This window comes from Clostridium cuniculi (assembly GCF_004353185.1).
Classification (GTDB): Bacteria; Bacillota; Clostridia; order Clostridiales; family Clostridiaceae; genus Clostridium; species Clostridium cuniculi.
Genome location: NZ_SMUS01000007.1, coordinates 138,175 through 148,466, shown reverse-complemented (window position 1 = coordinate 148,466; position 10,292 = coordinate 138,175). Strand labels below are relative to the sequence as shown.

9 protein-coding genes are annotated in these 10,292 nt (G+C 27.9%); 8 read left to right on the top strand and 1 reads right to left on the bottom strand.

The features are described from left to right. The first annotated feature begins 145 nt into the window (after positions 1 to 145). The 4 genes from EJJ37_RS05185 (at position 146) to EJJ37_RS05170 (ending at position 4,479) form a co-directional block, all read left to right on the top strand. Positions 146 to 436 carry a Dabb family protein gene (locus EJJ37_RS05185; protein ID WP_133014532.1) on the top strand — a complete coding sequence of 97 codons (291 nt, stop codon included), beginning with the start codon at positions 146 to 148 and terminating at the stop codon, positions 434 to 436. A 25-nt stretch (positions 437 to 461) separates the two neighbouring features. After that, positions 462 to 1,478, top strand: a complete 1,017-nt coding sequence (locus EJJ37_RS05180) for a phosphotransferase (RefSeq protein WP_133014531.1) — start codon at positions 462 to 464, stop codon at positions 1,476 to 1,478. A gap of 32 nt (positions 1,479 to 1,510) precedes the next feature. Next, on the top strand, positions 1,511 to 2,056 hold the full coding sequence (locus tag EJJ37_RS05175; RefSeq protein ID WP_133014530.1) for a nitroreductase family protein: 546 nt from the start codon (positions 1,511 to 1,513) through the stop codon (positions 2,054 to 2,056). A 227-nt stretch (positions 2,057 to 2,283) separates the two neighbouring features. Next, the gene (locus tag EJJ37_RS05170) at positions 2,284 to 4,479 is read left to right on the top strand and encodes an alpha-galactosidase (protein ID WP_133014529.1); all 2,196 of its coding nucleotides are present in this window, start codon (positions 2,284 to 2,286) and stop codon (positions 4,477 to 4,479) included. A gap of 75 nt (positions 4,480 to 4,554) precedes the next feature. Here EJJ37_RS05170 and EJJ37_RS05165 read toward each other — a convergent pair whose 3' ends face one another. Continuing rightward, the gene (locus tag EJJ37_RS05165; RefSeq protein ID WP_133014528.1) at positions 4,555 to 5,412 is read right to left on the bottom strand and encodes an AraC family transcriptional regulator; all 858 of its coding nucleotides are present in this window, start codon (positions 5,410 to 5,412) and stop codon (positions 4,555 to 4,557) included. Positions 5,413 to 5,644: 232 nt separating this feature from the next. On the opposite strand from EJJ37_RS05165, the gene EJJ37_RS05160 reads away from it, so the two are divergent. The 4 genes from EJJ37_RS05160 to cls all read left to right on the top strand — a co-directional run bounded on the left by EJJ37_RS05160 (position 5,645) and on the right by cls (position 10,283). After that, positions 5,645 to 6,898 (top strand): ABC transporter substrate-binding protein, encoded by a 1,254-nt coding sequence (locus EJJ37_RS05160; RefSeq protein WP_133014527.1) that lies wholly within the window; start codon positions 5,645 to 5,647, stop codon positions 6,896 to 6,898. Between the two features lie 19 nt (positions 6,899 to 6,917). Further along, positions 6,918 to 7,781, top strand: coding sequence for a carbohydrate ABC transporter permease (locus EJJ37_RS05155; RefSeq protein WP_133014526.1), 864 nt, complete (start codon positions 6,918 to 6,920; stop codon positions 7,779 to 7,781). Then, complete coding sequence (locus tag EJJ37_RS05150; protein WP_133014525.1) at positions 7,781 to 8,665, top strand: carbohydrate ABC transporter permease; 885 nt, start codon at positions 7,781 to 7,783, stop codon at positions 8,663 to 8,665. The genes EJJ37_RS05155 and EJJ37_RS05150 overlap by 1 nt, the downstream gene beginning before the upstream one ends. 193 nt (positions 8,666 to 8,858) lie before the next feature. Next, positions 8,859 to 10,283 (top strand): cardiolipin synthase, encoded by a 1,425-nt coding sequence (cls, locus tag EJJ37_RS05145; protein WP_133014524.1) that lies wholly within the window; start codon positions 8,859 to 8,861, stop codon positions 10,281 to 10,283. Positions 10,284 to 10,292 lie beyond the last annotated feature (9 nt).

Here is a 10,292-nt window from a genome sequence, read left to right as displayed (position 1 = left end):
AGCTCAAAGAACAATTAGAAGTTCTTAGAGGTAAATTGTATGAAAAAATGTAGACTACATTGTTTATATGTAGTCTACGTATAAAATAAGTAAATTACGTCTGTGTACAAGCATGTACACGAGATATAAAAAGGAGATGTGAAAAATGATTAAACATATTATTTTATGGAATTTTCAAGAAGGGAAAGGGAGCGAAGAGAATAAACTAAAAATAAAAAATGGTCTTGAAGAATTAAAAAATAAAATACCAGGAATTGTTGAAATTGAAGTTATAACTAATCCTATAGCAGGAAGTAATGCTGAGATAATATTAAATAGTACTTTTGAAAGTGTGGATGCACTAAATAATTATCAAATCCATGAAGAACATGTTAAGGTTGCAAGATTTGTTAAAAGTGTTACATGCAATAGAATGTGTATGGATTATGAGCTATAAAATAGGATATACAAAGGAAAATTGAATGGATAGATTATATATTGATAAAATAGTCAAGCAATACTTTGAAAGTGAAAATTATTATGTGAAAAAGGGATCTAGTGGTATGAACAATACAACTAAATTCTTAGTTATAGATAATGAAGAGTTTATTTTAAGAATATATGAAAGTCATAATGACAAAGAAAAAGTTAATTATGAACATAAAGTTTTAAAAGCTTTAGGTGAGAGAAGTTTAAGTTTTAATATACCTAAACCTAAAGTAAATTTAAATGGAAGTACAATAGGGATAAGTTCTGATGGGAAGTTAGTAGCAATGGCAAAGCAGATTAAAGGAAATAACCCTAGATTAGAAACTGTTGAACAATTTTATAGTTTAGGAAGTGTTGTTGGTGAAATAACAAGAGAGTTAAAAGAGGTTAATATTGAAAAGAATCCTATATATTCTCCATGTTATGAGTTGGAAAAATCTTATCCTAAATGCCCATTAAATAAAGTTATAGAGTTTTGTCTTAATCCTTCTAAAGATTTTAATGAAGAAAAGAATGAGTTAGTTGATTTAAGCAGCTATTTTATGAGATTTAAGGAATGTATTCCAGAGTTAAGAAACTTGCCACATCAATTAATCCACGGTGATATTAATGCATCTAATGTTTTAGCAGATGAAGACAATAATATTTCAGCAGTATTAGATTTTGAATTTGTTGCTAGAGATTTAAGAGTTATGGATTTAGCTATATGCTTATCAGAGGCTATTTCAAATAAAAATAGTGATGAGTTTAAATTTAAGTGTATGAAAGAATTTATTGAAGGATATAAGAAAAATATTAATTTAACAATAGATGAAATAAAAGCAGTACCAAAGCTTATTATGCTTAGGAGATTAGATGTAATTATACATTTCCTTGTTAGATATAATGATGGAATTAGTAATGGTTTTATGTCAGCAACAGAAATACTTAAGGAACAAATTATTAAGGCAGTTACTTTATGTAAGTGGGTAAGTGAAAATGAAAACAAAATAATCAAACTATTTATATAAAAAATAGAAAGTAGAATTTGGAGGGGATTTAGATGAATGAAGTTATAAAAAATATCAAGTCAAGAAGAAGTTGTAGAGCTTATAAGGATGAACAAATAGAAACTGAAACTTTAAACGAAATTTTAGAATGTGCTTTATGTGGACCAAGTGGTATGAATAAACAAGGGTGTTATTATACAGCTATTCAAAATAAGGAGATTTTAGAAGAATTAAATAATGCAGTAAAAGAAGTATTTAAGGAAAAAGGAGAAACAAGAGGTTCTAATGAAAATTATAACTTCTATTATAATGCACCTACTCTTATAATAGTTTCTGCAAAGAAGGATTATAAATATTTTTATACAGATGGGTCAGCAGGGTTAGAAAATATATTTTTAGCAGCAACTTCTTTAGGACTAGGATCTTGTTGGATAAATCAATTAGGTGATACTTGTAATTCACCTTTAGTAAGAAAGGTACTTGATAGATGTCATATACCATCAGATTTTAATATAATTGGATGTGCAGCTATAGGATATCCAGCAAAGCAAAGTATTGAGCCAAAAAGAGTTCCTGGAAGAAGCTTAATTGTTAGATAGAGTTTAAATCTCTCATAACTAAAAAATATATAATAATTTAAATTTAAATAAGATAATACATAAATTGGATTGTAATATAATTTATGTATTATCTTATTTGCATTATACAACATTTAGACATGTATTAATAACAAATAGTCATAGTTTTTATATCATTATATAAGTATAATAACAGTATATTATGAAAACGTTGTGTCGAGTAGAAAAAGATATATTAGGAGGATAATATGGGGATTATATTTAATAAAGAAAATAGACTATTTCATATTAAGTCAAAGAAAACAAGTTATGTAATGAGAGTTTTAGAAACTGGTCATTTGATTAATTTATATTGGGGAAGGAAGATTAATTCTAATAAAATAGATTATGTGGTGAAGAAAAGACCTTGTGGAAGTTTTTTAGCTGATTTAGACAATGTAGATGCACTTCATTTAGAGATAATACCACAAGAGTATCCAAGCTATGGAAATCCAGATTTACGTTCACCAGCAGTTCAAATAAAATTAGCAAATGGAACAACTGTAACAGATTTTAGATATTATAGTCATGAAATATATAATGGAAAGAAAGCGCTTCAAGGATTACCAGCAACTTATGTTGAAAATGAAGATGAGGCAGAAACTTTAGAGATAACATTAAAGGATGAATTAGCAGGATTAAGGGTAATATTATCTTATACTGTATTCAAAAATTATGATGTTATAACAAGAAGTTGTAAGGTTGTAAATGATAGTAAAGAAGAAGTTGATGTTTTAAGAGCTTTAAGTGCAAATGTTGATTTTAGACATAGTGATTTTGATTTAATTCAATTATCAGGATCTTGGGCTAGAGAAAGACATATAATTAGAACTCCATTAAGAAATGGTGGACAATGTGTAGAAAGTAGAAGAGGGGCAAGTAGCCATGCTCAGAATCCCTTTATAGCGTTAGTAAGCAAAGATACAACAGAAGATAAAGGTGAGGTATATGGGTTTAATTTGGTTTATAGTGGAAATTTTTTAGCAAATGTTGAAGTTGATATGCATAGTAATGCAAGAGCTCAAATTGGTATAAATCCATTTGATTTTGCTTGGAACTTAGAAGCAGGAGATGAGTTCCAAACACCAGAAGCTGTTATGGTATACTCACCTAATGGATTAACTGGGATGTCTCATATTTATCATGATTTATATAGAGAGAGATTATGTAGGGGAACTCATAGAGATAAGGAAAGACCAATACTTATAAATAACTGGGAGGCAACATATTTTGATTTTAATAATGAAAAAATCAAGGATATTGCTAAGGAGTCTAGTAATCTGGGAATAGAATTGTTTGTTTTAGATGATGGTTGGTTTGGTGAAAGAAATAATGATGATTGTTCACTTGGAGATTGGTTTGTAAATGAAGAAAAACTTAAGGGTGGATTAAGTTCATTAGTTAAAGATATAAATGAAATGGGAATGCAATTTGGATTATGGTTTGAACCAGAAATGATTTCTCCAAAGAGTAAGTTGTATGAAGAACATCCAGATTGGTGTATTCATATTGAAGGAAGAGTAAGATCCGAAGCAAGAAAGCAGCTAATATTAGATTTATCTAGAGAAGAAGTTTGCGATGCTGTAATTGAAATGCTTACTAATGTATTAAAATCAGCACCTATATCATATGTCAAATGGGATATGAATAGAAATATGACAGAAATAGGTTCGCCAGCATGGCCAGCTAAAAAGCAAAAAGAGGTTGCTCATAGATATATGTTAGGTTTGTATAAAATATTAGAAAATATAACTACTAATTTCCCTAATATTTTATTTGAAAGTTGCTCAGGTGGAGGTGGAAGATTTGATGGTGGAATGTTGTATTATATGCCTCAAACTTGGACAAGTGATGATACCGATGCTATAGAGAGATTAAAAATTCAAGAAGGAACTTCATTAGTATATCCAGTGAGTACAATGGGAAGTCATGTTTCAGCAGTTCCTAATCATCAAGTTCATAGAATAACGCCACTTCATACAAGGGGAGTAGTAGCTATGGCAGGAAGTTTTGGATATGAATTGGATATAACTAAAATGACAGATGAAGAAAAAGAAGAAGTGAAATCACAAGTTAAATTTTATAAGAATATTAGAAAAACTATTCAATTTGGAGATTTATATAGATTAAAGAGTGCTTTTGATAGCAATGAAGCTGCTTGGATGAATATATCTAAGGATGGAAATAATCTTGTAGTAAGTTATGTAAAGAAGTATGCAGAAGCAAATGTATTACCGAAGAGATTAAAGTTAAAGGCTTTAGATGAAAATTCATTATATGAAATTAGTGAAACAGGAGAGGTTTTCGGTGGAGATGAGCTTATGTATATAGGACTTGAAATTGGAGAACTTAATGGTGATTATCAAGCAAGAAGTTGGACTTTAAGAAGAATTCAAGAACAATAGTAACTGAAGGGATAAATATAAATGCTAGTATAGCAATATTAGATAATATTAATTGCTATATTAGCATTTTATTTTTTATTCAGATAATAGAAATTTTTCAGTAGTTTCTTTTTTGGTATTTCTATATTCTTTAGGACTGACACCTTTGATTTTTTTAAAAGCTTTAGAGAAGGCTAAAGGATCACTATATCCACAAGAGTATGCTATATTGCCTATTGGAAGATCAGTATTATATAATAATTCAGCAGCTTTAGTTATTCTAAATTCAATTAAAAATTTTTGAGGAGACATATTTAAGTTATTTTGAAAAATAGATGTTAAATAACTTCTATTTAAACAAAGGTAATCAGCTATATCTGTTACTTTAATAGAGTTATGATAGTTATTTTGAATAAACTCAATTGCTTTATTTATGTAGTTATTAGTATGTTCATCTTTATTTAAATATGAAATTTCTTTACGATCTTCACATAACTTTGAGAAAAATAAGTATAATAAGCCTTCTATTTTAAAAGCATCAGAATCAGACATTGTATGATGCTTTAGCATTTCTAATACGTATTCTTTTAATGCATCGTCTTTTTCATAAGTAAAAATTAAATGCTCCTGATTTAGTCCAGCAGAGTTTAAATAAAGTTTAGCTTTATCACCATCAATACCAATCCAAAGATATGTCCAAGGATTATCTTTATCTGCTTGATAAAAAGTAACAACATTAGGCTCAATTAAGAATCCTTGATTTTTAATTACTGTATATTTGTTATCATTTACATAATAATAACCTTGTCCATCTAGTACATAATGAATTAAGTAAGTTGGTCTAATAGCGGGACCAAATGAATGTAAGGGAGCACATTTTTCTAATCCACAATAACAAAGATATAAGTCGTTAAAATTTCGATTGGTATTTTCTAAAAAGTATATATCTAACATAAACCCTCCTAAATACAACATTTAGCCATGTTTTTATTATAGTATTATATAAATTTTAAGTCAGAAAATTATATAATGCAATATATTATAAAAAAGTAATATGTTATTCTTTTAGAAGAATAATAAATCTAACATTTAGACATGTTTTTGTTACATTAATCTATTTAGAAGTGATAGAAAAAGTTTTAAAATATAGCTATGTAAACGATACAAAATGTGAGGGGATGGAATAATGAGAAAGAAGAAATTGATAGCTACAGTTTTAGTAGTAACTTCAATATTAACAGCAGTATTTACAGGATGCTCAAGCAATACTGCAACTAATAAATCTAAAAAGCAAATAGTATTTTTTAGTAATAAAATAGAAGCAGTAGATACTTATAATAGACTTGTAGAGAAGTTTGAAGCTGAAAATCCAGACATAGATGTTGTTGTTAGTGCACCTCCAGATGCAACAACAGTATTAAAAACAAGATTAGTAAAAGGAGATGTACCAGATATTATATCATTATCTGCAGATAGAAGTTTTGCAGACTTTGTAGATGCAAATATATTAGAAGATTTAAGTGATAAAATAGATTTTAGCGTTATTGATCCAGTTTATAGTCAGATGTTAAAGGATTTAGAGATCGAAAGTGTAGATGGGGTTTATGGAGTACCTTATGCATTAAATGCAAGTGGAGTTATATATAACAAGGATATTTTTGAAGAGTTAGGATTATCAATTCCTAAAACATGGGATGAATTTTTAGAGGTAGCACAAATTGTTCAAGATAATGGGATAACACCTTTTTATTTTACTTTAAAAGATACTTGGACTTCACTTCCAGCATGGAATAATATAGCAGGAACATTAGCTGACACTGATTGTTTTAAAAGAGTTAATAATAATGAAACAACATTCAATGAAGTTTATTCAGAAACAGCAGATAAAATACTTCAATTAATGGATTATGGTCATTCAGATAACTTTGGTGTTGGATATAATGATGGTAATACAGCATTTGCTCAAGGTAAAGCTGCAATGTATATTATAGGTAATTATGCAATACCATCAATTTTAACTGTAAATCCAGATATAAACTTAGGAATGTTTACTATGCCTGTATCCAATAATGAAGATGAAAATAAATTAGTTTCTGGAGTAGATGTATATTTTGCCATTCCTAAAGATTCTAAAAATAAAGAAGAAAGTATAAGGTTTATAAACTTTTTATTAGAAGAAGAAAATGCTAAAACTTATATAGATGAACAAAGTGCGTTTTCAGCAGTTAAAGGTGTAAAACAAGAAGATTCAAAATTTGAAGCTTTTGATGATTATTTTGAAAATTCAAGAGTTGTAGATTTTCAAGATCATTTTTATCCAGCAGAATTACCAGCATCTGATATGGTACAAACATATCTTTTAGATGGAGATAAGGAAAAGTTTTTAAATAACTTCCAAAAGGAATGGTTAAAGGCTAATAGACAGTATATTAAAGAATAGTATGGAAGGGTGATTAGAAATGAAGAAAAGAGATATGTTTTTCTTAGGAACAGTAATACCAATGATAGTTGTATTTTTCTTGTTCCACACATTCCCATTGTTAAAAGGGGTAATGTATAGTTTCACAAATTTTAGAGGGTTTGGAGATTTTGATTTTGTGGGATTAATGAACTTTAAGGATTTATTTACAGATTCAAGAGTACTAAATTCATATATGTTTACTTTTAAGTTTGCTATAGTTACAACAATAATAGTAAATATAATAAGTTTAGCATTAGCATTAGCTTTAAATTCAAAGATAAAGTTTAAGACCACTTTAAGAGGATTATATTTCTTACCTAATATTTTAGGTGGATTGATTGTAGGATATATATTTAATTATATTTTTACATTTATAATTCCTAAACTAGGAGAGGTTATGGGAAGTGAAGTTCTTAGTAAGAGTATACTTGGAAGTACAAGTTTAGCATGGATAGGTGTAGTAATTGTAGTTGCATGGCAATCAATAGCTTTTAATACTATAATTTATATTTCAGGACTTCAAACTATTCCAGATGATGTTTATGAAGCAAGTGGAATTGATGGAGCTGGTAAATGGCTTCAATTTAGAAAGATTACATTTCCTTTAATTGCACCATTCTTTACAATAAATATGGTTTTATGTATGAAAAATTTCTTAATGGTATTTGATCAAATTATGTCATTAACAGGTGGAGGACCTGCACAGTCAACAGAATCCATTTCTATGCTTATATATAAGGCTGGATTTGGAGGAAGTCAATTTGGATATCAATCAGCAAACTCAGTAGTGTATTTTATAGTTATTGTGGCAATATCATTATTCCAAATTAAGATATTAGAAAAAAGGGAGGTTCAACTATAATGGCAGAATTAAGTTTAAAATCTAGTAATACAACAGAAGTAAAGAAAAAATCTTTTATAAAAAAGGAAGATGGAAAAATTAATTGGCCAATTACAATATTACTTATTGTTTGTTCATTAACAATATTATTTCCACTTTATATAACTATTGTTATTGCATTTAAACAACCATCAGAAATGATGGGGAATGTTTTGTCATTGCCTAAAACATGGAGTTTTAGTAATTTTGTGCAAGCTATTAAAATGACTAATTTCTTTCATACAATAATGAATAGCTTGATTATAACAGCAGGTGCTGTAATAGTAACTATAGTTACGAATTCATTAGTTGCATATGCTATTGCAAGAAACATGCATAAGAAATTTTATAAGTTTGTATATTTTTATTTTGTAAGTGCAATGTTTGTACCTTTTTCAATGTTAATGTTACCTCTTGTTAAACAAGTAAGTTTCTTTAACTTAGATAATAAAATTGGTATGATAATTCTTTATATGGTATTTGGAATATCTATGAATACATTACTTTATGTTGGATATTTAAAAAATATTCCACTTGAATTAGAAGAAGCAGCATATGTTGATGGTGCTAAACAATGGACTGTGTTCTGGAAAATTATATTTCCATTATTAAAACCAATGCATGCAACTGTTGGAATTATGACAGCGCTTTGGGCTTGGAATGACGTAATGATGCCACTTGTAATATTAAGCGATCAAAGTGCAGCAACTTTACCATTAGCTCAATATATATTTCAATCTAAATTTGGGACAAATTATAATGTAGCTTTTGCATCATATCTTTTAGCATTGTTACCATTATTAGTATTCTACTTATTTGCTCAAAAGTGGATTATAAACGGAGTAACTAAAGGTGCAATAAAGTAATTTTTAAAATAAAACCTTTATTAGAAAATATATTTATTAAACTTAAGTATATTGGATAATAGAGGTTTTATTTATTTAATTATAAAAACTGTAGAGTTGATAAAATGAGTGAATCTAATATATACTATAATAAATTTTGAATTATAAATATAGAGCATTTAGCGAAAAATAATTTGTAAAGGAGATGAGTGTGATGTTTAAATTTTTAACTGTGTTAATTCATATTATAAATTTATTAACAATAGTTTATATGGTATTTAAGGAAAAGCGTTCAGCCAATAGCATTATAGCATGGACATTAATTTTATACATAGCACCTTTTATAGGATTTATAGTGTTTTTGCTTGTTGGAAGAAAAATGAACAAGTCAAATATGTTTGGAATTAAAAATGCAGAAATAAAGGTTTTAGAGAAATATGATAGACAAGTAAAAGAAAGAAGCCAAGTACCAGTAGAAAATATGGATATGATAATGGCTTTAGAAACTATTGATTATTCACCATACAGAAATGATAATGAAGTTTGTATGTACTCAGATGGAAAAGAATTTTTTGATGCCTTGTTAAAAAGTCTTAACAAGGCTAAAAAGAGTATAAATATAGAATTCTATATATTTAAAAATGATGATATAGGAACAAAGATACTAGATATTTTAGAAGAAAAAGCTAAGAATGGAGTTGAAGTTAGATTATTATATGATTCTGTTGGAAGTAGGTTATTAAATAGAAATGTATTAAAAAAATTAAGAGCAGTTGGAGGAAAAACAGGAGAATTCTTTCCATCTTGGTTAAAGCTTATTAATCTTAATATGAATTTTAGAAATCATAGAAAAATAGTTGTTATAGATAATAAAGTTGCTTTTGTTGGAGGATTTAATGTTGGAGATGAGTATTTAGGAAAAGATAAAAAGTTTGGATATTGGAGAGATACTCATATTAAGTTTAAGGGGAGTGCAGTAAAAGACTTAAATTTAAGGTTTTTAGCAGATTGGAGGTATGCAACTAAAGAAGAAGTAGACTTAAGTCATGTATTAGAAATTAGTGATGAAAATATTGGTGAACCTAATACAGGAATGCAAATAGTGTCAAGTGGACCAAATTTAAGTGATAGATATGAGATTAAGTTAGCGTATTTAAAAATGATTCAAAGAGCTAAAAAATATTTATATATTCAATCACCTTATTTAATTATCGATAAAAGTATATCTGATAGTTTAAAATTGGCTTCAGCATCAGGGGTTGATGTAAGAATAATGATACCAGGAAAAGGGGATCATCCTTTTGTATATTGGGCAAATTTAGTTTATGCTGGAGATTTATTAGAGTATGGAGTTAAAATATATCATTATGATAGAAGTGCTTTTCTTCATGCTAAGACTGTAGTTATAGATGATGAAATTTGTTCAATAGGAACAGCTAATATGGATACTAGAAGTTTTGAATTGAACTTTGAAGTAAATGCCTTTATTTATTCAGAAACTATTTCAAAACAACAAAAAAGTGAATTTGAAAAAGATATACTTAAATCCGAAGAGCTAACACTAGAAAAATATCAAAATAGAAGCAGAGGAGTTAAAATTAAAGAATCACTATCAAGACTATTCTCCGACGTACTATAACTAAATTGT

Bases quoted from the DNA above. Each gene is read 5' to 3' on its own strand.
- EJJ37_RS05185 (WP_133014532.1), top strand. From the start codon at position 146: ATGATTAAACATATTATTTTATGGAATTTTCAAGAAGGGAAAGGGAGC.
- EJJ37_RS05180 (WP_133014531.1), top strand. From the start codon at position 462: ATGGATAGATTATATATTGATAAAATAGTCAAGCAATACTTTGAAAGT.
- EJJ37_RS05175 (WP_133014530.1), top strand. From the start codon at position 1,511: ATGAATGAAGTTATAAAAAATATCAAGTCAAGAAGAAGTTGTAGAGCT.
- EJJ37_RS05170 (WP_133014529.1), top strand. From the start codon at position 2,284: ATGGGGATTATATTTAATAAAGAAAATAGACTATTTCATATTAAGTCA.
- EJJ37_RS05165 (WP_133014528.1), bottom strand. From the start codon at position 5,412: ATGTTAGATATATACTTTTTAGAAAATACCAATCGAAATTTTAACGAC.
- EJJ37_RS05160 (WP_133014527.1), top strand. From the start codon at position 5,645: ATGAGAAAGAAGAAATTGATAGCTACAGTTTTAGTAGTAACTTCAATA.
- EJJ37_RS05155 (WP_133014526.1), top strand. From the start codon at position 6,918: ATGAAGAAAAGAGATATGTTTTTCTTAGGAACAGTAATACCAATGATA.
- EJJ37_RS05150 (WP_133014525.1), top strand. From the start codon at position 7,781: ATGGCAGAATTAAGTTTAAAATCTAGTAATACAACAGAAGTAAAGAAA.
- cls (WP_133014524.1), top strand. From the start codon at position 8,859: ATGTTTAAATTTTTAACTGTGTTAATTCATATTATAAATTTATTAACA.